The sequence below is a fragment of the Tenacibaculum halocynthiae genome (assembly GCF_964512825.1).
Lineage (GTDB): Bacteria > Bacteroidota > Bacteroidia > Flavobacteriales > Flavobacteriaceae > Polaribacter > Polaribacter halocynthiae.
This window is the reverse complement of the sequence record NZ_CAZELG010000045.1, coordinates 81,877-102,890: the sequence shown is the minus strand read 5'-3', so window position 1 is coordinate 102,890 and position 21,014 is coordinate 81,877. Positions and strand designations below refer to the sequence as shown.

The following is a 21,014-nucleotide window of genomic DNA, read 5'->3' as shown; positions in this document are numbered from 1 at the left end:
TTAATAATTATAAATCAACATATTTATTATTTTCATTTAATCCTGGTAATAGTTCTTTTGTAGAGCTTGAAGTATCATTTACTGCATTAAGTTTCTTTACAATTGATTCAATTTTTAATAAGTTCTTTTCTGCTTCTGATTGTAAGAATTGCATTACTTCTGCTCTTGCTGAAGATTTCATTTTTGTATTTTCTCGATAATTGATTTTATCTGGAAACATTTCAATAGGAAAAACTTTATACCCCTTTGCTAGTGTTAAATACACCACAGACAATTCGATACATTTTAGTAATCTTTTTTCAGGTATACTTAAAGGCGTAAAACCACTTGAAGGGACAATAGAATTTTTTAATCGTGTAAATAACTCATCATTAATACGTGGATATATTTCATCCAGTTCAAAATCATCCATAAATGGAACTAATCGAAAATATAACTGTGCTGAGTTATTTATAGGGTAACGTTTATGAAAAACAGTAACATTATATACAAATAAGGCTTTGGAAGACTTATAAGCATCACTAGCTAACCATTCATCTAATTTACTTTGATCCAAAGCATTAATCAATTGATCTAATGCTTTATAAGCTCTCTTTTTTAATGCTGCATTATCTGAAGCAATCTGCCAATCCCATGGAGTAGTTTCATCTGTAGATTTATTCATTTTACGACCAGCAGAAGTATGCATTAAATCGTTGTTTGCAGAATAATCATAATACGCCATTAACGAAATGTACAATTGGCAAAGTTCTAAAACTCGAGAAAATTTTGATTTCTCAGCATCCACTGGTGAGTCCTTTTTATAATATTCAACTATTTTAACGTATGCCTCTTTTGATATGAAATTAATAAGATCTGGAGTATTTAGTTCAATATCTGTCTCTAACCTGTCATAATCAAAATCATCAGATAAGAAACCTAATAAATCAGTTATTTCTGCTTGCCCGTTATTTGATTTGTTAAATAATACTTCCATCCTATGCTTCTTGGTTTTTTAATCTCCTACTTGGAGTCGTTTCTGCTTCAGTATCAATTTTTGCACGTTTAAAACCGACTTTTATACTTTTACCAAACTTTAACTTAATAACATCATTAAACGCCTTGGTTACGTAGTATTCAGCTAAAGGTGTAGAAGTAGATTGATGGATTTTATATGCATAGATTTGTTCTGATCCTGGATCACTCTTTCCATCTGCACCAACATTAGCAAGAGCAGAATGTAATCCTAAACTAGCAATTACAAATTTTGACGATGCTAAAGCAATTTCTAATTGTGCCTTTACATAATCTTTCACTTTTTGTTCTATTGGCTTAATATCCCATCCTTCTTTATGAGCACTAGCTCCAACAATTTTCATGGTTTCTTCATTATGCCAAAACTTTCCGACATTTTCTACTCCAGATAGTAAATCTGTTAACTTCCTTAAGGTTTCTTGGCGTAAATCAGTTAACATTTTTTCATCATAAACTTCCTTATTATTTTTCGCCTTTTCTTGAAGTATTTTTCTTTGAGCATCCCAATAACTTGTAGGGCTTGTTATGTGCCATTTTATATTTAATGAATTATCCGTTAAAGACTTTAAAATTTCAGGAATTGTTGTGTTTCGTTTTATCCAGGGTAGAGCTCCATAAATCTCTGGTAAAGGATAATCTTTCATCCCGTAGGTCTTAAATGAAGCAATATGAACCGATACAGGATATTTTAAAGGATCTAACGGATCAAATATTGGATACACAGAAAAATCTTTCTTATCTGAAGTGTTTGAAGAGTACCAATCACCTACAATTACATGTGTTGGTATTTTCTTTGAATTAGATTTACGATAAGCCTTACGAGCATCAAAACTGGATACATTCTCTAGTAAAGCAAACGAACCTGAATTTGCAGACACCCTAGCACCTAACTCTCTAAAAACCTTGGTATATACCGCACTAGAATAGTAATAATCAACAGCATTACAGGTTAGTTGTTCTCGGTAGTCCATAGACTCTAACCATTCCATTATCACAGTATCATCCACAGGTGTATCTACCCCTTTCTCTGTTTGATATAAATATGGCCCTTGGTCTAACAATAACTCTACTTTTCTATTTTGAATACGTGGAGCTAATGAATTAGGTAATGTAGTTTCTTGAATTTGTTTAGGAATATCATTATTAGTTCCATTCGGAATAATTTTCCAGTCAGCAAGATCTATAGCCTTTTCACCCCAATTATGAAACGTATCTTTTACAGTAGCTGTATCGTTGTTAGCGTTTCTTCCTGCTATTTCAAAGTAATGTACTGAACTATCAGGAGCAGATCCAACGAAGTTACCATCATCTAGTCTTGTTATCGAACTCATTTACCTATGATTATTGGTTTATTATTAAATGACAGCATTAACGGTATATAACAACTTCTTAGCTCTTTAGTTTCAAGGTTCGTGTATTGCAACTTATATTTTGCATTACGATCTATTTTCGATGAAGATTGAGGTCTCAACGTAGCTTTACGTATAAGAGACACCGTACCATCTTCTTTTCTATGACTAAAAGAAAAAGGAATTCCAACCTCTGACAGCTTACGCATGGAAGTGATTGGGGCTTCGTAATTGTTATAATGTTCTTGCATATAACAATAGTACCACTGTTGATAGCGATATAAAAGGACAGTAAACACTCCCCATTTGACAAAAAACTCTAGCTATTACCGATTTTATTAAAAAATTAGACAAAACCTCTGTATCCCTTGGTTTTATTGTGAAATCATATCTCTCAAAATTTCGAAATTGATGCACATGCACATACAGGACTGAGCGTGGCGGTATTCGGAAAGCGAAACACACTTCATAAAACAAAAACACAATAGATAAAACACTGTATTTAAACAAATTAATCTTAACCAATTAAAATTAACCCCCAAAAGTCTACCTTAAAAAAATAAAAGTCTACCCAAAAACATAATCGAATCAGTTTTTTAATTTTTGAAAAAAACATTGCATAGATACACGTACTTAAAAAGTAGGAAAAAAATCGTGCATTTGTGCGCTTAAACATAAAACCTCAGTAAACACAGTACTTTAAAGCGTTTTTTTAGCGCACTATTTAGTATGCAAAAAAATGCAAAACGCACAATTTTAGTTTAAATAGAGTTTTTTTTTAATAAAAAAATTAATACACTCCTGGAGCAGAAACACTTTGATATTCTTGCCCTTCAATTTTTTCTAAAAATTCAGGGCGACATAATAAGTATTTAAGTGAATCACTAGGATTCGTTGAAAACATCGGTAATAAATCTAGTGATAGTTTTTCTGAAGTTTTGTTTTTGTGAATTGTTTTCTTTCCATCTTTATTTACTTTTTCTAATTTTTCAGCCAACTCACAACTTGATTTTATTTCTTTACAGTTTTCTGAGTCAATTAATAATTGTGGAAGTTCTGGATTTGATCCTTCAAAGAACTGTAACATCAATTCATATTCATCTTGATGGTAAATTGTTTTTTGTTCCCTGCTCATTAACGAAACCGTCCAACCTGTTGAGTAATTATTCTCATCAAATTCAATCGCTTTTTTAATTTTTGAAGCATGGTCCTCACCTACACTTTTATATTGATTCGCTGCTCTATCATGATACAATACTAAATGCTTATTTTGATGGTATTTAAAATACTCTCTAAACTTAGCTCCAAGCTCAGGTAAAAAATCAGGCGCCAAAGTATGTAAAAATTTCAATACCCTATACTTATCTTCACCATCTGGTTGACCTAAAACCAGTGAACACATATTACCCGTATCTAGCCCTCCTTCAATTGGTTCGTTATGTTGAATAAATTTTAAATCAAGAGAAGTAATCTCGTATTTTAAAATATCGGCTGCTTTATCTAGTCCGTTTTTGTAGGTAAACCCTTTTGAATAAAAATTTCGTTTGGTCATTGTTGGGTAGAACATCTGACCTTTTTCCAACCTAGCTGGAATTGATAAAATTGCAATCATGAATTCTTTAAAATTCATTTCTTGTAATAATGTTTTAAAGTATGAAACCTTTAAAATATCGGCATTTACAAATGAGGAAACCCTTCCAAAGAATGTACTATTTTTACGAATATATCGTAACCGTTTTTGCCATCTAATTAAGTTTTTTTCTAAGAGTTTAATTTTTAAATTGTCTTCACTTTTTTGAGCATTCATTAACTCAATTCTAATTTCATTTACAACAGAAGCTGTTTTAATAATATTAAGGATCTGCTTTTTATCCATGTTCTTTTCCATGCGTAAAATCCAATCATGTTCACCATGATTAATATTAGGCATATCAGTTGTAAAGGTAGAGCCACCATATAAATGAGATTGCATAAACTTTACATCTCCACCACGAACCGCAGGAGTTAACTTGTTTAGTTTTTTTTCAACTAAATATTTAGACTCATCACCCATCTTATGTTGGTAAGAATCACCTGCTCCGATTGATGGACGATCTTGAGAAATAATTTTAAAATGGGTACCAGTACAGGTTGTCATTGTATACCTCCAACTTAACACAACTTTATACGGATTCTTAAAAAACTTAGGAGGCTTTTCATTCACCACAAAATGCAACCCTTCTTTCCAGCCTTTACGTTTTAATCCTTCAATTAAACCTGGTAGAATATTCTTTGTTGCATTCATAAATGTATCAGAAGTAAGCGCTACAAAACACCCTGGCATTTCATAAGAAAGTTCTTGAACTCTTTCTGCTAAGATATCTTCTGTTTTAGAAGTAGCCCTACCAGCAACAACCCACAAATTTTGAGGAGAAATAAAGTTACACATTGTAGAAAACCAATTAGAATAACGTAACTCAACATCATCAGATAATTTATCAATCTTCAGCTTTCTGCTCATGGTAGTTAAATATTCTAGGTTCTAATGACGCTTCCTGCTTTACACGAATTTTCTCTGACTCTTCTAAAGTTTCCATACTATCAATAAGTTTAGCTAACTTATTTCTATCAACAGATTCATGTACTCCTAAATCTTCTAATTGCAAAGTATATACTTTATTAGGGCGTTTAAAAAGTTCTTCTGGTACCGTTTCTTTAGGTTTTATCTTTTCACGAAGTGCAGCAGCTTCTTTTATAGACTTTACTGCCTGCAATGCTTCATCTGGAGTAGTAGCAGATTGAATAATTAAATCAGTAATCTTATCTAACTTATCAGCATAAATACTCATGTAAGCATCATACTTGATATCAGTATCTAAATAGAAGTAATTTAGCCCGTCAACATATCTATTCTTGGCTTGGTAATAATCAAGATGAAAGGTTACTCGTAACCTCTTAATTATTTGAGTTTTATTAAAAGATCTATTATGCCAACCTAGAACAGCGGTTAGGTGCTGCATGTATTGTTCCATTCCTTCAGGAAGGGTATCTACTTTACCAGTAGCTATCCACTTCTCTAGAATTGAATAATGTAAACCTTCTAAAATTTCTGATTCTTTACTCATCGAAACCTGAGAACATATCGCTTTTTATATCTAAAAAAGCCTGTTCTTTTGCTTTATTATCATGTATTTGTATAGCAGTTTCTGAACCTGATTCAACTTTTAACAATAAGTTTTCATTTTTAACTCTATCTATTTCTAACCTCCCCTTTAAATAAGCCTTACCTACTGGATGAAACTCATCTTCACAGAACGTACTAAACAATGAGTATTTTAATTCTAAGGTCATTGCTATTTCACGAATAGTAAAACTTTGAGAAGCTAACTCTTCAATTGTTTCTATGTCAGTAACTGATACATCCATATCAATTACTTTCTAGTTTCTAACTCCTTTTCACCAAACTCTTTTAATTTCGTTTGTAACAAAATTAACTCTTCATATTTTTCTTTATCTGCATCATTTTCAGCAGACTCCAACTTCTTTTTATTACGATTGATATTGTTTTGAAGATTACTATTTTTCTTAGCTAAATCAACCGCACTTAAATTTTTAATTTCTTCTTCTTGTCTTAACTGCTCAAATAATGGATGCTCACCTAATAATTTTTTGTGTTCATTGTAATATTCAAGTTCAGCAAACACCTCTTTTTTATCAATATAACTTGCTTTTACCTCTTCTACCAATTGTTTTAATTGTTCTTGAGTAGCTTGCTGATGTAATAAAGGTTGCTGAGTTACAAAAGTTTCATGTGCAGTAATTAAATCAGCAACTAGTAAATGAAGTACCCTTGGGCAATCTGATTCTTTTAAAAAAGGAAACTGATCACGTAACTTGATACTCTCTTTAGTTTTAACATCCAATTCTTGTAGCTTAGACTCAATAAGCACTTCTTTAGCTTCTACTATTCTAGCAGTTAAAAGTTCATGCTTATAAACCTCAAAAACAGCATCGTAATCAGCATTACTATTTCCTTGCACATCTAACCCTAACTCATTAGCAAAATTTTTACGTTCTGATAATCCAAGTAATCCTTTAGTAAATTCAGGAATTGGAAACTCAATATTTAAATAAGTGGCTAACTCATTAATAATTTCTTCTGAATCATTAGGCACAAACTCCAATACCATCTTTTCCAAATCAACGGAAGGTTTATTTTCAATTACTTTCTCAACTGGCTTAACACTTAAAGGTTGATTTAAAAGCGCATTCATTTGACGTTCTGGAATTGCTACTAGTTTACACAACTCATAAGCTACTTTTTTTACATTACTAGCTGTATTTGCTAAACGTGAAATATATGATTGTGTTGCTAAACTTTTAGTTGGAAATTGATTGTATAAATTACGCCCTTGCATTATAGTTCTATCGTGTTTTAAATACGATAACACTGCTCCTTTTGTTTCCATACTACTGCTTTTTTACTATGATTTATTATAATTAAAAGCAATGTACCACTAACAAAACCTGTATAAAAGGACATAAAAAAACACCTCTTTTAAAGGTGTTTTGTATGGTTTAGCTATGATGGATTTTTTGTGTTTACAACTATTGTGCATGCTACTATATCACCAATACGTTGATTCTTTTTATTTATTAATGCTATTATAATTCCTATTAGAGACATTAAGTCAAAAATTCCAAAAAAAAATCTACCGAAAGCTGGTCCAATTCCAATTGGTCTATACTCTTTATTAATAACTTTAATACTTAAAATTCTTTTCCCAATTGTTTGCCCAGTAATTCCTTCACTTATTGGCCAAAGCAAAAAGGCAAATAAAATTACTCCTAATACTGGTAGCCCATTAAAACTAAGTCCAATTTCATTTTCGAGAGGTTCACCGAAGAACATTCCAAGTATTAATGTTAGTATCCAAAAGATAAAGAAGTCAATCAAGAAGGCTAAAATCCGAGAACCAACGCTTGCAAGTTTCTGCTTATCTTCAAATTTACTTGATGTTATTATTTCTTTCATATTTTTTTTAGTTGTGTGATAACGTCGTATTTATATTAATTGCGATTTTTAGCGATTTATTTAATTATCAAAATATTCAAATTCATAAAACGTTTCAATTTCTCTATTTGTTACACTATTTGTATATCGTTCATAAATTATATTATCTAAATGATCTAATTTATAACTAATAGATTTTATTTCTTTGTGATCTCTCAAATGGTTAGTAAATATTGAAACTGTTTGAATACCTTTTTCGTCATATTTATAAAAATTTGTGCAGCAATATTCATCATCCATGTATGTTCTGTTACTTATTACTCTATCCTTTTCGTCATAAGTATTGAAATCAGTATGAAAACCGTATTTATGTTTTAATATTTTATATGTTTTAGAATATATGAAAACTTCTTTTTTTATTTCGTTTGAAGCTGAAGTTCTAGTAATTACAACCTTATTTCCTATATATGATATTTTTTTAGTGTAACTTCTGTTAGGATTTCTATTTATTATTTTTGCTGGCCTACCATCTTTTTTATATTCAATAAGTACATCTAAGTTATACTCATAATCTTTATCTTTTTGTAAGTTGTTTTCTCTAACATTTGTTATTCTATTTTTTTTGTCGTAGCTAATTTTTTTTATTGTTATAGTATCACCATTTCTTATGTTTATCTCTTTAATCAAATTATAGTTAGAATCATAATAATATTTTACTGTTCCTGCATATTTATATTCAGTTTCTATTTTATATCCTCTCTTATTAAATCTATCCATACTATCAAACTCTTTGAAAGAATCATTTGAACCTTTATTATATGCAACAACTTTTTTGACATTACTTTTATAATCACTTTGATTAAAGTCCAAATTATTATTTTTGTTAGCAATAAAATTCAAATTATCATCTATTTTTGCATGTTTAAAATCAAAATTAGAGATAGAATCAACTTTTTGTTTAGATATATCATAATCAGACAGATCTATAAACTTTGATTTTTCTTCTTTTACATTAATACTTAATTTAGAGGCCTTTTTAAGACATTGACTCAAGCTAAGAAATGTAAATATTAAAAAGAGGTTTTTCATTATTTTTTTTACAATTTTCATCAATTTTTTTTTTATGATTTGGTGAATGGTTAAGTTGGAAATTTAGGAAATAAAAATCGAGTAGAAAAAATGTAATTTATATTTTTTTTGACATTAAAAAACACATTACTTATTGCTTTGTTTGAATTTATTAACTATTCGAATAACACTCGACTAGCTAATTTATAAAAAACCCCATTCAATATTGAATGGGCTTAAAGACAATTAAAACATAATAAATGAAAAACTAACTTCTACTTTGCTCAATAAACACAAAGTTTCCATCATCTTTTTTATAAGCTATAACAGAAAGGCTAGTATTTGCCAAGGCTTGCCAATCTAAACGGAGTACAAATTTTGTATTTGAAGCTTGAATGGTTGAAGGATTCACACCTCCTGAGCCCTTTAAAGTATATACACCTCCTTCCACTGGATCTATAAATCCTGTAATCACAGTAGCAACGGTATTATCAGTTAACTGGTATTCTCCTACTCCATCAGTTACATCTACCTCTGTTGCATCAGCAGGAACTACATTAGCTGTTGCTTTGGTCCAGGTACCATAATAACGCCCTGGTAATACATCAGCTTTACGAGATTGCTCAAACTTCATTAAATCTTTAACTCCTTCATTATTATCTTGCCCTTCAACAATTAATCGTAATGGGTTACATGGTGTTCCGTATACTTTATAATATACATCTTCACCTGAACAGCCACCCATTTTAAAAGCCACCCCCAATTGTTTATTGGTATTTAAAGCTATAAACTCTTCTATTTCTAGCGGGCTACCTGGATGAGAAAATTCTGGAGTTCCTGTAAAACCAACCATATCTTCATCTCCTTCTGATGCTTTTGGTGTACTTATGGTAGATGAAGTACCATAAATTTCTTGAATATATGTTCCTTTTAAAAAAGAAATACCACCAACCATTTTAATTTTATTTTTATCTCTACCTGGCCAATTTTTAATATGACCAAAATTAAATATTATAATATCAGTGCTCTTGCCTTGAGGAGCTCCCGATTTAATATTTCCTATTTTTGGATTAACAAACATTTTTTAAATTTTTAAATTAGTAAAAATCAAGGCTATTAAAAATAACCTTGGTTTTATATTTATCCACGTGCAGTTTCAATAAACTTATTTCCGTTAAAGTATAATTCAATGAACTTTCCACTTCCTAAAGTCATTGCAGTACTCAATACAAATACTCCTGAATTAGCAATTGTAGTTGCCTGAGTATCTGAGCCTCCTTCAACTCTATAAGTTTCTCCAGTAACACCATTACTAATACTAACTATAGCTGTTGGTTGTGTGTTTGCAGAAGTTACAAAACGAGTACCAACTGATACATCTATAACCGTAGTATCTGCAGGAAGAACTACAGCAGCTTCTTCAGTTATTTGCACTCCTGTTTTTTTACGTTCTAACTCTTGAAAAGTACCATCTGCTTTTACATACAACACTAATAATGTGTTTTTAGTTAGCACACAATCACCGTCAATCAAACTAATTTTTCCACCATCTTTAACTGTTGAATAATTAGCCTCTGCATTACCTAATACATACACTTTTGTTCCAGGAATAGCATCTGAGAAATCTGTAATATTTGTTACTTGCGTATTATTTACTCCAACCATTAAAGAGTTATGATATTTTAGAGAAGGGATATCTTGGTTTGCAGGCACCGGAACATATACATCAGTTAACGCTTCAACATCATTAGAAAAGAATAATTGATTATCGTATGAATTAGCATCTATACCAATTAATTTACGGCCAAACATAGCAATAAAAGCAGCTAACTTATAATCACCATACGCTCTTGTATTACGGGTATCTTTTTCAAACTGCAACACACCATCTTCACCTGGTTTATCTGTCAACCCTTTAATATTATCTTCGGTTGTTAGAAACATAAAATCATACCCTTCCAATAAATCATAAGGATATAACCTTACATTCGAAAACCCATCTACGTACATTATATTTCCATTAAAATCCTGATCTCTACCCTTCACTCTCCTACGAGCTTCATTATAAGATCTCACCCAAGAAGGTGACGCATAAAAATATAAATCTGGTAAAATTTTAATTTCGTGAGGTAAACCTTCAACAAACTTTTTTACGTAATCAAAGATATTTTCTTCAGTTGGAGTTCCTAACTTGAAAGATTTAAACAACTTACCTCTTGCATCTAAAATCAACTTAATTACCCCTGAAAAGTTATTTAAAAAAGAACCTGGTACATCTGCATTTTCGTTAGGAAAATACACACCTTTCCCAAAACAGATTTTATCTTCTTTACGAGCTTGCTTCATTAACTCTTTAACAACAAACAAAATGAAACTATCTTTAAAAGGAGTAGATCCTTCATTAAAGAAATTATTTAAATACGATTTCTCTAATTTCTTTAGCTCATTACCTTTAAACTCTATATCTATTTGGATATCACGAACTTTTCCTTTTTGAGCAGCAAACTTCGCATTGTTTTTAGGCAACCATTTAATTTTTAATCCCTGAGTAATTTCACCCGTAGAAATGGTTGTAAAAATATATTCATCAGAAACTCCAGAAATTAATTTCCAGTGTGGAGGTAACTGTAAGCCGTCCATAAAAGTTGAATGTAACTTTTTAGGATCTTTTCTAAAATAATCTTGTATATCTTCATTTAACTGTGAAATATCTGCCGTATTCCAAGCGGTAGCAGTAGCGCCTTCTAATCCTGCAGCCTGACTATTCCATGAACGCCCTTCGAAAGCATCCCAAGAATTATTGGAACCAAATAAATGAGTTTTTGAATGTTGAACTGTTAGAGTCATATTTCCTTTAATAATTTCTGGATTATCTGGTTCAGGTGATGATTTTAACTTACTATAATTAGCTTCTGCAGTTTTTCGCGCTTTTGTTTCACTTGCTAGTTTTGCTGTTAGCACCTTAACTTGACTTGCTACTGTTTTATTATTTTGATCTTCAGCATTTGGCTCATCTTCTTCTGCACCTTCATTTTCAGCAGTTTCAGAAGTATTTTCAGCCATAAACTCTTCAATAGCTTCTAGAGCCTCTATATTATCTTCCTCTGCTTTAACAGTTTGATTATGTCGAGCTTCAAACTTTTCTGCAAACCCATCTGTCTTAACCGCAGCATCTAATTTTTCTTTTTGCTCTGCTGATAAGGTTAAGGGATCTTTGTTTTCGGCAGAAATACCTAATATGGTATACACCATTGCCTTGATTTTTTTAAAATCCATTGTACTTAATTTTTAATTATACATTATTGTTTGAACTGCAGCCAGTTCATTTAACTTCTCAATTGCCTTTTCAAAACTTCCAATACTATTTATTAAACCAAATTGTACTGCTTCTTCGGCATAAAACATTTTACCTGAAATAATTCCTTCTACTTCAAGGTTAAGTTTTGGCAAATCTGATTTAACAGTTTCTTGAAATTTTATAGCAAGCGGATTGAGGTGTTCTTTTTTAATAAGTTCATACTTCCCTTCTAGAGCTAGATCGAATGATTTGTTTTTATGATCTGATTGATCTGCATATATAGTGTGATCAATCACTCCCATATCTTCCCAGTATTTTTTAGCAGATCGTAAAGATGCCATTACACCTATACTACCAAAGGAAGAGCTAATATTATTTTGTGCCATGATATAATTGGTACCAGTAGCAACCCAAATTCCTGCAGATGCACACATATCACACCAAGAGAGGATTGGTTTTTTCTTTTTAGCTAAAAAGTTTCGATAAACGGCAACAGAATTAACTGCGCCACCACCAGTATCAAAAACCCATATTTGACCTATTATACTCGGATTATTATCAAATGCTTCAGCTTGAGCAACCAACTCATCAGCTCCCCAACAATAATAATTACCGTATTTAATCATAGGGCCCGTAATATGAATAATCCCGATACTTCCAGAAGGAACCTCATTTATTGACTTAGAATTGTATTTATGCCCATTTTCATCTATTAAGTAATGGCGAGCCTCTAAATTCTCTTTAGCTAACGCTTCGTTTGGTTGTTGACTTAAAATTTTTTCAACGGTACCTTTAAGACCTAATGCGTAGTGAGGTTCAAAAGCCCATAAACCAGATTTTATTTGACGAATAGTATCGGTAACTGACATTATTTACAATTTGAAACAATGATAGTTTTATACAATGGTTAATAAAAGGACAGGAAAAACTACACCTTACAAGTGGTATTTAAAGAGTGCAAAGGATAAATATTAAGTTTCTATATTTTTTTAAAATGTGTAATTTCTAAACCTAAAATTAAGAGGACAAAAAGCGGACATTTTTCACAATACGTTGGTTTTATTGACGTTTACTCTTTTTTTATCTCTATAAATCATTTTAACCCATGCTTGTAAATTCTGATTCGTATAAGTTACCTTATTTTTTTTGCAAAAATTGATGATCGCCTCTTTCTGAATCCCTCTTTTTCTATCTACAAATTTTCTAGTTACCTCCTCTGCACCTGCTACATAACTTTTTAAAGATTCATCAAACACAGCTTTAAATACTTTATTAATTTCTTTTACTGTTTCAGGTTTTAAATCAACAAATGAATACCTAGCATTTACAATATTGGCTTCTTGAGCAGTTTGATGTTCTTTAAATTGAATAAAAAAAGTAAAGCCTCTATCAAGCACTACTGGTTTTTCTGATTTTGAAAAACATCTAAATATAAATGCTCCAAAAGCAGAATCTCTTTTAATGCTAAAAGGTTTTACATAAGAGCCATCAGCAGAAATAATTGGTTCCGTTGTAATTTTACTAGCAAAGTATGTAGCTAGGTAATGAGGCAAAGGAAAAGGTACTATTTGTAATTGAGAATTTACTACCATAATATCAAAAATAAAACTTTACAACACTCTAATACAAGCATATAAGAGCACTAAAAAAATGTGTTTTTCAACAGAAAATCAATGGTTATAAACATTAATTCTCCTTATCAATTATTACAACTTTACTAGAACCACATTTACTTTGAGGTTTAAAGGTTATTTCTCTAGGCCCTAAGCGTAATCCAAATAACCATTTTATACGTTTTCTTCTTCCTTTATACTTAATTAATACTGTATTATTAGTAAACTCTCTTTTAGTTACATTAACATTTAAACTATCATTTCGATACAATAAATAACCTCCAATTTTTAAACACTCTGTTGAATCTTTCCAAGTAACCTTTTTGGGAATATTACTTCTTATATTTTTTACTATTGAAGTTACATCTATTCTATTTTTAAGACTATCAACATATTTTTGTTGTTGATAATAAAGAGCTTCTATTCTATTAGTTTTTACTTTTGATTGTTTAACTAAAGAATTTAGAACATGTTGTTGATCAAGTAATTCTTTTATTTCATGCTGCTTCCTAACTTTAAATACTGCCACTTCTAAACTATCAATTTTTAAAGCTGTTTGATAATTATGCTTAGTACGTTTGTTCTCTTGTTTTAATATCTTATTTTGATAAAACATATAGGATCCAACCCCAAATAAACCTATTAAAATTAAGTAGCGTAAGTCTTTCAAATTAAGGAAATTTAGTAACCACATATTAAAAAGGATTTAAACAACTACAAGGAATAATTAAAGGTTCTGGATCAGTTAACAAACCATATTTCCAAACAGAAACATGACAATGTGGTTTCATGTTAGTGGTACCATGATATTTAGCTACATCTTGTAAAATTCCTATCACATCTCCTTGTTTTACAATATCTCCAGAATTAACAATAGGCTTCACATACATTTGCTTTACCTTATGTTTTGAGTTTTTTATTTCTACTAATTTCATTTTAGTAGAATTTTGATACACATTACCAATACGTACACGACCACTTTCGCAAGCATATACTTCTTGGCCAGGTACTCCAACAAAATCAACACCTTCATGTTTACGATATCCACGTGAAGCTCCATACCAACCATTTCCAGTAGTATCTTTACCTCTTAATATTATTGGTTTTAATGGTGATTTCATTACGGATGTGTTCGTTTGTAATTATTAAATTCAGCCTTAAGTGCTGCATATTTTTGTTGCCATGAAGTTTCAACCCTTTCAATTTCTGTTTTTAATGAAGTAATTTCTCCTTGAAACTCTACAATTTTTTTATTGGTATCTTCAACAAACCTATCATACAATTCTTGCATACCAGATAAAGCATCAGTTTTTCTTTTTTTTCGCTGTGAATACGAATCATAAAAACCACCAGCTCCAAATAAAACTGCTAATATTGTACCTATATTTTCTATAAAAATTTTCACACTTCAAGTTTTAATAGTTATGCCATTTTCTTGTTTCCAAGATTATGTATCCATTCAGCTATTCTATGTAAGTTAAAACCAAGAACTACCATTAATAAATAAACTGATGCATTTATTTTAGGCGGAATAAATTCCATCAATTGCTCTTTATAATCTCCAAAAAATCGAATAAGTAAATAACTTAAAATGAGTGCTATTATAAACCTTACCCAATTTTTAAACTGGTGTATCCAAAAAATTATACTTGGATGCATAGCTTGATTATCTCTTTGAGAAACCTTCAATAATATTCTTAAAGTAATTCCTAAAAGAATCAAAAAAACCTGATACTTCCATTCAGAAATACTTAACTCCCCTAAAAACAACTCTGTAAATGTTAGTTGTTTATTTATTTGAAAATTCATTATTCTCTTATTAATAGATTATAAATCACTTCCAGAAAACCGAACCCAAAATGATGATGCTACCCTTATAAATAATCTGACTTCAGTAGTTAAACCATTTTGTCTTCTATGAACAGCAATTGTTCCTATCGGATAATTTACTATTGGGTATTCTGCATTTAAAGTTATATTGGTTTGTTGAGTTGATGATGTTATAACATTTGCTTTTACATCCTTTTTTAAAGCCAACTTTCCATTTTCAGTAGGTGCTTCAACAGTGACATTATTTAAAGCCTGTCCAGTTGTAGCTTTTAATATGAAGTTTCTTCCTGTAGATAAATTAACCCAATTCACTGAAGGGCTTCCTGATGCTCTAGAAAATATTGAATTCGCTGTTAAATTTCTAATACCTAGATTTAAATTTGATGTTGCATTACTATATGGTACAAAAGTATTAGTACTAGGGATATCACTTAAACCTGCTACTATAATATCTTTATCTGGAAACAACCATTTTCTATCATCTATTATATTAACCATCCCTAAACTACCAGTTCTTGCAGCATTGTCTGCATCTCTAAATTTTAATGTTGGCTCAATATTATTTATTATATTTTCACCTAACATTGTAAAATTATTATGAGTATTAAAATTACTAAGCGCATTAACATTGTCTTTATTTATTCTAAGAGGTATAACTGTAGCTATACCTGTGAGACTTCTAAATTCTAAACTTGTTCTCGTAGTCAAACCACTTCCAGACTGAACGGCATCTATAAAATAATCTGTAGTAGGAGAGCTAAACCTTATACTCTTTGTACCATTTCCTCCATTTATTAATGATAACTTATCACCAAAACCAGACAAAACTATATTTTCACTAGAAGTATTATCTTCATTTAATACCTTATCTAAGCCAGGGATTTCAATTTTTGGAATTAACTGACTTTTGGGAATGTGCTTTACATTTCCTTTTGAATCTCTAACTAACAAACTATCAGTTACAGCTCCTAACTTTGTTTGTTTCACTTGTAATTTATCAGTTGATATTTTACGCTGTGCACTCACTCTAAGCGATAAAAACAATACTATTATTATTAAAATTCGTGTTTTCATATTTCTTTTATTTTTTTTAACTGATTATTTTATTGTTATAACTTTTACTGTAACTGCCTTTTCAGTTTCAATTACTAAACATGCAGTCTCTGTAGTTCCTATATCAATCGATTTAGCCTCTCCTGTTGAAATATTGCTATTACCTTCAACTGTTTTGATCTTATAATTTGTTGATTCAGAAAACAAAACATTTGTGACTATTTCACCTTCTACAAAAGGGAAATACACAATTCCGTCATCCGCTGAATGCTTCTCTTGCATTTCTTGAAGTAGATTTTTTTTATTCATTATTTCTTATAAATTATTGGTTCTACGGTTACTGTTTTATCAGACTGAAAAAAGACATTAGTTACTTTTAAAAAACCAAATTGTAAAACTGCTGGTTCAGTTGTATCAATATCTGTGATCTCATCCCCCCCTGGTGTTTTACCTGTTTTTATCTTTGCTGGCCCATTTATATCTAAAGCAAACAGCATTGCTTTCAATGGCACTATAAATTCATACGTTTCTCCAGCAATAAGCTGAATTGGTGCTGTAGTTTGAAATCCTTTTTCTAGTTCTTCTGAATTAGAATTCACCACTTCTTTTATATGATTAATATCCTCTGCCCATAATTCTTCTTCATGAATTGCCTTGGGTTTCACATTAACCTTATCATTAAATAGTATTTTCTTTATCATTATAAACTAGCTTTTAAACGATAAGGAAACCCAACTACTTCTTCATTTTTAACAACTCCTAGTTCTTTAAGAGGTTCTATACTTTTATTAGAGAACGTTAATATTGTTCCTACTGGATTCTTGTAATTAATTGATAACTTCAATGGAATATCATTGCTTCCAATTTGAAACAAAGCATTTGAAGTATATTTTATTTGCGCAACGAACCTGATGTAAAGAAGTTTGTGAAATAAAGAAAAACTAGTATCTGATACCCCTGGGTACTGTAATGTTATTTTGTTGATGTATTCAACTCCTCCAGGTCTATGCTTACTAGATCTAGCAAATTTTATTTTAGACGGTGTACTATACACCTTTGTAAAGTAAGGTAATAACTCATTTTCTAATCCAACTTGTTTTAATTGAACCTCTTTAACATTTACATTAACAAAAGGATTACGTTCTAGTACCATATTTCAATAGTACTATGAATGTATAAATAACAAAAGGACAGCTACTTTTTGTGCAATCGTGCAAAATCGTGCGCAAAACAGAACACACCTAAACAACTACAAATAAACACATTAATCAAATTTCGTTTTTTTGCACAGCTTCTTAGTATATATTTTATATAACTTTATTTAAGAAAAAGAATAGAGTGAGTATATGTGTATCGCATTATTGCACTATTTCTTTTTTGTTAATGAATGGGGGTACGGGGGAAAACAAGAAAATTGGAGAGTATGCTATACACAATAACGTGCTTGATATTTAAGTAAGGGAAGTAAACCTATTAAAATAAATAGCCTTAGTATAGTAACTCAAGGTAAATTAGTCATAGAAGTTCAATTGAAGAGAGAGGATTACTTCTGCAAAAAATACTAAACTACTTTAATACTGCCTTTGAAGATTTTTTAAGATCGTCTTTTTTATCTATATTCTGTAACTGTGTATTATCAATTGTATTTTTGTCTGTAAAAATAGTTTTATTAATCTTTTCACCAATTTCTTTAAGAGATTCAGAATTATAATAGGCTAGAGAACCAACGAGACTTATTAATAAAACCCAAATAAATCGATAAGCGATACTAAGACTTAAACCATCTAAAAATGTCTGTTTTTTATTTAGTTTTTGAATTTCTGAATTTATACCCTCCAAATGAGTGACTAAAAAATATTCACTATAAATCCTATCTTTATTTTCTTCTATTAAAATTTCAAAAGTTCTATCAAGAAGATCGTTAGCCTTTTCTTTAAAGGTTTCAAGCTGATTAGATAATACACTTTCAATTCCATTAATTTGAGATTTTGTAAGTCTTTTACCACTCTTTTTAATCTTTACAATTTCTTTTCTTTTTTCACTTTTATATAAACCATAAGCTATTAACCCTATTAAATTACTATCTTCTTCTACTAAGTTCTCGAAAATTTGGTTGTAATTATCCTTTGACATTTATTTATTCTTTTTCAGTTAAGTCATGATTATGACTTAAAACAGCGTTTTTCCAAGCAATATTATATTTATTTTTTGAGAAATTAATCCTAGGGACAATAACTTTCCCATCAATACTTTTACCTATAAGAACTCTTCTTTCTAAAGCATTTTTAATTACCTCTGAAGCTATAGCAGTTGGCTCAATTACTCCGCCTGGTTTACCTATTATCATTGTTTTACTTAAATCTGTAGATAAAGGAGTTTCCTCTAAAGTATATTTAGGAAATACAATTTCATCCCCTATTTGTTTTGCTGCGATATAATCAATAGATTCAAGCTTAATTTGTATAGATTTACCTTTTTGCTTAGGGGTTCGTTTTCTTTTGGACATAAATATGAATAAAAATAATTATTAAATACTAATTTACAAAAATTATTCCAAATACCTTATTGTCTATACTTTACAGTATTTTAATTAAACAATTATATCACATTTTTAATTTTTTAGTACTTTGTTTGGTTAACAATATAATTGTGTTATTTAGACTCTTTTTGTATTCAAAAACACCAAAGCTTCCCAAACTTAATTTTTATTTACCATGCCTTGAGTCCATAGGTCCTATAGGTTTAGGCCCCTTCCAAATCCAAAAGCCCCCTTTTTTAAGTTTATAAAGAGGAATAGCATAAGATAAAGTCAAAAATATAGGTTTTTGATTATCTGTTAAAGTTCCAAGCTCATAACCTAAACCTATTTGAAAATCTAAAACACTAACATTTAAAGTTGGTGCGAAAACATTTTTAGCATCATCACCTGTTCCAGCTGAAAATAAAAAACCTAAATGCATTCCAAACGTATTAACAAATTCTTGATTAATTAATTCCCCTTTTGAATCTCGTGTTTCACTTAATTCTCCTGCACTAAAACCAAAACCTGCTCCAATTGAATTAAATAATAGCAAGTCACCAGTCTTATTTTTAGTGTTTTTAGTAAAATTAAACCTAGCTAAAGGTATTGAAAAATTAGTATTTAAAATTGTTGCTTTATATGTCATTGTTGTTCCCGCTAGTGAAAGATTAGTTAATCCTCTAGTAGAAATTTCTCCATCATTAAATCTTTGAATAATTAAGTTTTCCTTTTCAATTTCAACATGTATTTTTTGAGACTCAATATTATTAGAGTCTACAGACCAAATTACAATAAAATCTCCAGCAGTTAAAGCTGGATTAAACGTATATGAAAACTTACCTTTATCATCTACTATAACAGTATAATCAATAGTATTTAAATCTGAATCTTTACTAATGTTAATAGTAGCTCCAACTTCGCCCGTACCTTTAACTAAACTGGGTGAAGCAAAGTTTACTTTTGGATTAACTTGTCCCAAAATGGAGTAACTCAATAACGTGAACAAAATAAAACTTAATGATTTCATATATATATATTTTTTTAGATTACTAATTTGGTTAAAATCTTTAAAAAGAATTAAAAAAAAACCTTTAACGTTATTAAAAAAAGAATAAGCGTATTTAAATGTTATTTTAAACTGTAAAAGAGTTATCCTAAGTAACCAAAATTAGCATATACAATTTACTCAGGAAATACCTAATAATAGGTATTTTCAGTAACAAAAACCTAACTATCAATAGCTCTAAAAAACAACAGTTTTATTTTAAAATTTATGTGACTTATTATTTTTATTTGAGTCTTAATTAGTAAATAAAATTTATTCACTTTTAGTAAAAATTTAATAAGTAAAAAAGAACAAGAAGTATTCCGTGGGGGACTGCTTCTTTTCTTTTTTCTACGCTTTTCACGTAAAAAACTAATGTTTTTTACTTAGTTGATTTTCAGGGTTTTTGAGTATTCTTCATTTTAAAAAATATTTGTTATTTCGATCCGACTTGAACAATAAGTCATTCATTAACAGTATATAGTTATTAGTAAAAGTTAAGAAGTTCCGTGGGGGGACTTCTTTTCTCTTTTAACTACACTTATTTTAATATTTGATTTACGGTTTATCCTTACTTTTTGTAAGGTATATTTTTCAATTTTATCTTTTTTAAAAACTAGTTTTGAGAAACTTAAAATTTTTATATTATGTTAAAAAACATTTCAAACTTAGGATCAACCCTAAACAAAACTGAACAACAATCTATTAATGGAGGACGTCCTCTTTGTGACCTATGTATTGATAGCAGATATTGCATTGGAGATCCTCGATGTGAAGACTAATCTCTTTTTTTAAACGGGCGTGTCCCGTTTTTTTTTTGCTTACATTCTTCATTCTACCGTTTAGTTAGAAACTGTTTTTAACTCCATTGGAAAAAATACAGGGTAAACTTTTCCGTAGTAGAATCGATAGTTTCTAAATGTTAATGTTCTCTCATAAATTACCCCTGTAATAAATTCTTCCTTTTTATAACTTTCCCATTCACAAACATCATTAAACAATACATCGTGAATGTATGGTCCTTCAAGATTTGGAAATTCATATTGAAGAATTATAGGTTGACAACCATAAGTTGAATGGTCTGTCATTACAAATCGCACCTTTCCTTTGTAGGAAACATTCTTCTTCGGTGCATAATGACCCCAAGTATTATTAAAAATCCCAATCGATCCAGAACATTGTACTTGTCGAGGGTATGAAAAACTTACTTCTTTACTTTCCATATTTGTT

26 protein-coding genes are annotated in these 21,014 nt (G+C 30.1%); 1 reads left to right on the top strand and 25 read right to left on the bottom strand.

From position 1 onward, the window contains the following. Positions 1 to 7: 7 nt before the first annotated feature. The 24 genes from ACKTTQ_RS18800 to ACKTTQ_RS18685 all read right to left on the bottom strand — a co-directional run bounded on the left by ACKTTQ_RS18800 (position 8) and on the right by ACKTTQ_RS18685 (position 19,766). The gene (locus tag ACKTTQ_RS18800; protein ID WP_408050108.1) at positions 8 to 976 is read right to left on the bottom strand and encodes a DUF6712 family protein; all 969 of its coding nucleotides are present in this window, start codon (positions 974 to 976) and stop codon (positions 8 to 10) included. 1 nt (position 977) lies between these two features. Next, on the bottom strand, positions 978 to 2,345 hold the full coding sequence (locus tag ACKTTQ_RS18795) for a hypothetical protein (RefSeq protein ID WP_408050107.1): 1,368 nt from the start codon (positions 2,343 to 2,345) through the stop codon (positions 978 to 980). Next, a complete protein-coding gene (locus ACKTTQ_RS18790; RefSeq protein WP_408050106.1) occupies positions 2,342 to 2,614 on the bottom strand; it encodes a hypothetical protein in 273 nt (90 codons plus the stop codon). The genes ACKTTQ_RS18795 and ACKTTQ_RS18790 overlap by 4 nt, the downstream gene beginning before the upstream one ends. A 539-nt stretch (positions 2,615 to 3,153) precedes the next feature. Further along, the gene (locus ACKTTQ_RS18785) at positions 3,154 to 4,863 is read right to left on the bottom strand and encodes a hypothetical protein (RefSeq protein ID WP_408050105.1); all 1,710 of its coding nucleotides are present in this window, start codon (positions 4,861 to 4,863) and stop codon (positions 3,154 to 3,156) included. Then, positions 4,841 to 5,467 (bottom strand): hypothetical protein, encoded by a 627-nt coding sequence (locus ACKTTQ_RS18780; RefSeq protein WP_408050104.1) that lies wholly within the window; start codon positions 5,465 to 5,467, stop codon positions 4,841 to 4,843. Before ACKTTQ_RS18780 ends, ACKTTQ_RS18785 begins: the two co-directional genes overlap by 23 nt. Continuing rightward, positions 5,460 to 5,768, bottom strand: coding sequence for a hypothetical protein (locus ACKTTQ_RS18775; RefSeq protein WP_408050103.1), 309 nt, complete (start codon positions 5,766 to 5,768; stop codon positions 5,460 to 5,462). The genes ACKTTQ_RS18780 and ACKTTQ_RS18775 overlap by 8 nt, the downstream gene beginning before the upstream one ends. A gap of 5 nt (positions 5,769 to 5,773) precedes the next feature. Next, positions 5,774 to 6,811 carry a hypothetical protein gene (locus ACKTTQ_RS18770; protein ID WP_408050102.1) on the bottom strand — a complete coding sequence of 346 codons (1,038 nt, stop codon included), beginning with the start codon at positions 6,809 to 6,811 and terminating at the stop codon, positions 5,774 to 5,776. 113 nt (positions 6,812 to 6,924) lie between these two features. Further along, entirely contained in the window at positions 6,925 to 7,377 is a 453-nt protein-coding gene (locus ACKTTQ_RS18765; protein WP_408050101.1) for an RDD family protein, read from the bottom strand. 60 nt (positions 7,378 to 7,437) lie between these two features. Then, on the bottom strand, positions 7,438 to 8,466 hold the full coding sequence (locus ACKTTQ_RS18760) for a hypothetical protein (RefSeq protein WP_408050100.1): 1,029 nt from the start codon (positions 8,464 to 8,466) through the stop codon (positions 7,438 to 7,440). A gap of 226 nt (positions 8,467 to 8,692) precedes the next feature. Next, complete coding sequence (locus ACKTTQ_RS18755; RefSeq protein WP_408050099.1) at positions 8,693 to 9,505, bottom strand: hypothetical protein; 813 nt, start codon at positions 9,503 to 9,505, stop codon at positions 8,693 to 8,695. A 59-nt stretch (positions 9,506 to 9,564) separates the two neighbouring features. Next, positions 9,565 to 11,700, bottom strand: a complete 2,136-nt coding sequence (locus ACKTTQ_RS18750; protein WP_408050098.1) for a hypothetical protein — start codon at positions 11,698 to 11,700, stop codon at positions 9,565 to 9,567. Positions 11,701 to 11,712: 12 nt separating this feature from the next. Further along, the gene (locus ACKTTQ_RS18745; RefSeq protein ID WP_408050097.1) at positions 11,713 to 12,591 is read right to left on the bottom strand and encodes a S49 family peptidase; all 879 of its coding nucleotides are present in this window, start codon (positions 12,589 to 12,591) and stop codon (positions 11,713 to 11,715) included. A gap of 174 nt (positions 12,592 to 12,765) precedes the next feature. Beyond that, positions 12,766 to 13,314 carry a hypothetical protein gene (locus ACKTTQ_RS18740; RefSeq protein WP_408050096.1) on the bottom strand — a complete coding sequence of 183 codons (549 nt, stop codon included), beginning with the start codon at positions 13,312 to 13,314 and terminating at the stop codon, positions 12,766 to 12,768. 94 nt (positions 13,315 to 13,408) lie between these two features. Continuing rightward, entirely contained in the window at positions 13,409 to 14,029 is a 621-nt protein-coding gene (locus ACKTTQ_RS18735) for a hypothetical protein (protein ID WP_408050095.1), read from the bottom strand. A 1-nt stretch (position 14,030) separates the two neighbouring features. Continuing rightward, the gene (locus tag ACKTTQ_RS18730) at positions 14,031 to 14,456 is read right to left on the bottom strand and encodes a M23 family metallopeptidase (protein WP_408050094.1); all 426 of its coding nucleotides are present in this window, start codon (positions 14,454 to 14,456) and stop codon (positions 14,031 to 14,033) included. Beyond that, on the bottom strand, positions 14,456 to 14,740 hold the full coding sequence (locus tag ACKTTQ_RS18725; protein ID WP_408050093.1) for a hypothetical protein: 285 nt from the start codon (positions 14,738 to 14,740) through the stop codon (positions 14,456 to 14,458). Before ACKTTQ_RS18725 ends, ACKTTQ_RS18730 begins: the two co-directional genes overlap by 1 nt. A gap of 17 nt (positions 14,741 to 14,757) precedes the next feature. Then, a complete protein-coding gene (locus ACKTTQ_RS18720; protein ID WP_408050092.1) occupies positions 14,758 to 15,144 on the bottom strand; it encodes a hypothetical protein in 387 nt (128 codons plus the stop codon). A gap of 18 nt (positions 15,145 to 15,162) precedes the next feature. Next, positions 15,163 to 16,239, bottom strand: coding sequence for a hypothetical protein (locus ACKTTQ_RS18715; protein WP_408050091.1), 1,077 nt, complete (start codon positions 16,237 to 16,239; stop codon positions 15,163 to 15,165). Between the two features lie 24 nt (positions 16,240 to 16,263). Then, positions 16,264 to 16,527 carry a hypothetical protein gene (locus tag ACKTTQ_RS18710; RefSeq protein ID WP_408050090.1) on the bottom strand — a complete coding sequence of 88 codons (264 nt, stop codon included), beginning with the start codon at positions 16,525 to 16,527 and terminating at the stop codon, positions 16,264 to 16,266. Next, a complete protein-coding gene (locus ACKTTQ_RS18705) occupies positions 16,527 to 16,919 on the bottom strand; it encodes a hypothetical protein (RefSeq protein WP_408050089.1) in 393 nt (130 codons plus the stop codon). Before ACKTTQ_RS18705 ends, ACKTTQ_RS18710 begins: the two co-directional genes overlap by 1 nt. Further along, positions 16,919 to 17,371, bottom strand: a complete 453-nt coding sequence (locus tag ACKTTQ_RS18700) for a hypothetical protein (protein ID WP_408050088.1) — start codon at positions 17,369 to 17,371, stop codon at positions 16,919 to 16,921. Before ACKTTQ_RS18700 ends, ACKTTQ_RS18705 begins: the two co-directional genes overlap by 1 nt. Positions 17,372 to 17,784: 413 nt before the next feature. Further along, positions 17,785 to 18,351, bottom strand: coding sequence for a hypothetical protein (locus tag ACKTTQ_RS18695; protein ID WP_408050087.1), 567 nt, complete (start codon positions 18,349 to 18,351; stop codon positions 17,785 to 17,787). 4 nt (positions 18,352 to 18,355) lie between these two features. Continuing rightward, complete coding sequence (locus ACKTTQ_RS18690) at positions 18,356 to 18,724, bottom strand: hypothetical protein (RefSeq protein WP_408050086.1); 369 nt, start codon at positions 18,722 to 18,724, stop codon at positions 18,356 to 18,358. Positions 18,725 to 18,923: 199 nt separating this feature from the next. After that, positions 18,924 to 19,766 (bottom strand): Ig-like domain-containing protein, encoded by an 843-nt coding sequence (locus ACKTTQ_RS18685; RefSeq protein ID WP_408050085.1) that lies wholly within the window; start codon positions 19,764 to 19,766, stop codon positions 18,924 to 18,926. A 665-nt stretch (positions 19,767 to 20,431) separates the two neighbouring features. Here ACKTTQ_RS18685 and ACKTTQ_RS18680 point away from each other — a divergent pair. Beyond that, positions 20,432 to 20,566, top strand: a complete 135-nt coding sequence (locus ACKTTQ_RS18680) for a hypothetical protein (RefSeq protein WP_408050084.1) — start codon at positions 20,432 to 20,434, stop codon at positions 20,564 to 20,566. A gap of 60 nt (positions 20,567 to 20,626) precedes the next feature. Here ACKTTQ_RS18680 and ACKTTQ_RS18675 read toward each other — a convergent pair whose 3' ends face one another. Beyond that, on the bottom strand, positions 20,627 to 21,007 hold the full coding sequence (locus tag ACKTTQ_RS18675) for a hypothetical protein (RefSeq protein ID WP_408050083.1): 381 nt from the start codon (positions 21,005 to 21,007) through the stop codon (positions 20,627 to 20,629). Positions 21,008 to 21,014 lie beyond the last annotated feature (7 nt).

Bases quoted from the DNA above. Each gene is read 5' to 3' on its own strand.
- ACKTTQ_RS18800 (WP_408050108.1), bottom strand. From the start codon at position 976: ATGGAAGTATTATTTAACAAATCAAATAACGGGCAAGCAGAAATAACT.
- ACKTTQ_RS18795 (WP_408050107.1), bottom strand. From the start codon at position 2,345: ATGAGTTCGATAACAAGACTAGATGATGGTAACTTCGTTGGATCTGCT.
- ACKTTQ_RS18790 (WP_408050106.1), bottom strand. From the start codon at position 2,614: ATGCAAGAACATTATAACAATTACGAAGCCCCAATCACTTCCATGCGT.
- ACKTTQ_RS18785 (WP_408050105.1), bottom strand. From the start codon at position 4,863: ATGAGCAGAAAGCTGAAGATTGATAAATTATCTGATGATGTTGAGTTA.
- ACKTTQ_RS18780 (WP_408050104.1), bottom strand. From the start codon at position 5,467: ATGAGTAAAGAATCAGAAATTTTAGAAGGTTTACATTATTCAATTCTA.
- ACKTTQ_RS18775 (WP_408050103.1), bottom strand. From the start codon at position 5,768: ATGGATGTATCAGTTACTGACATAGAAACAATTGAAGAGTTAGCTTCT.
- ACKTTQ_RS18770 (WP_408050102.1), bottom strand. From the start codon at position 6,811: ATGGAAACAAAAGGAGCAGTGTTATCGTATTTAAAACACGATAGAACT.
- ACKTTQ_RS18765 (WP_408050101.1), bottom strand. From the start codon at position 7,377: ATGAAAGAAATAATAACATCAAGTAAATTTGAAGATAAGCAGAAACTT.
- ACKTTQ_RS18760 (WP_408050100.1), bottom strand. From the start codon at position 8,466: ATGAAAATTGTAAAAAAAATAATGAAAAACCTCTTTTTAATATTTACA.
- ACKTTQ_RS18755 (WP_408050099.1), bottom strand. From the start codon at position 9,505: ATGTTTGTTAATCCAAAAATAGGAAATATTAAATCGGGAGCTCCTCAA.
- ACKTTQ_RS18750 (WP_408050098.1), bottom strand. From the start codon at position 11,700: ATGGATTTTAAAAAAATCAAGGCAATGGTGTATACCATATTAGGTATT.
- ACKTTQ_RS18745 (WP_408050097.1), bottom strand. From the start codon at position 12,591: ATGTCAGTTACCGATACTATTCGTCAAATAAAATCTGGTTTATGGGCT.
- ACKTTQ_RS18740 (WP_408050096.1), bottom strand. From the start codon at position 13,314: ATGGTAGTAAATTCTCAATTACAAATAGTACCTTTTCCTTTGCCTCAT.
- ACKTTQ_RS18735 (WP_408050095.1), bottom strand. From the start codon at position 14,029: ATGTGGTTACTAAATTTCCTTAATTTGAAAGACTTACGCTACTTAATT.
- ACKTTQ_RS18730 (WP_408050094.1), bottom strand. From the start codon at position 14,456: ATGAAATCACCATTAAAACCAATAATATTAAGAGGTAAAGATACTACT.
- ACKTTQ_RS18720 (WP_408050092.1), bottom strand. From the start codon at position 15,144: ATGAATTTTCAAATAAATAAACAACTAACATTTACAGAGTTGTTTTTA.
- ACKTTQ_RS18715 (WP_408050091.1), bottom strand. From the start codon at position 16,239: ATGAAAACACGAATTTTAATAATAATAGTATTGTTTTTATCGCTTAGA.
- ACKTTQ_RS18710 (WP_408050090.1), bottom strand. From the start codon at position 16,527: ATGAATAAAAAAAATCTACTTCAAGAAATGCAAGAGAAGCATTCAGCG.
- ACKTTQ_RS18705 (WP_408050089.1), bottom strand. From the start codon at position 16,919: ATGATAAAGAAAATACTATTTAATGATAAGGTTAATGTGAAACCCAAG.
- ACKTTQ_RS18700 (WP_408050088.1), bottom strand. From the start codon at position 17,371: ATGGTACTAGAACGTAATCCTTTTGTTAATGTAAATGTTAAAGAGGTT.
- ACKTTQ_RS18695 (WP_408050087.1), bottom strand. From the start codon at position 18,351: ATGTCAAAGGATAATTACAACCAAATTTTCGAGAACTTAGTAGAAGAA.
- ACKTTQ_RS18690 (WP_408050086.1), bottom strand. From the start codon at position 18,724: ATGTCCAAAAGAAAACGAACCCCTAAGCAAAAAGGTAAATCTATACAA.
- ACKTTQ_RS18685 (WP_408050085.1), bottom strand. From the start codon at position 19,766: ATGAAATCATTAAGTTTTATTTTGTTCACGTTATTGAGTTACTCCATT.
- ACKTTQ_RS18680 (WP_408050084.1), top strand. From the start codon at position 20,432: ATGTTAAAAAACATTTCAAACTTAGGATCAACCCTAAACAAAACTGAA.
- ACKTTQ_RS18675 (WP_408050083.1), bottom strand. From the start codon at position 21,007: ATGGAAAGTAAAGAAGTAAGTTTTTCATACCCTCGACAAGTACAATGT.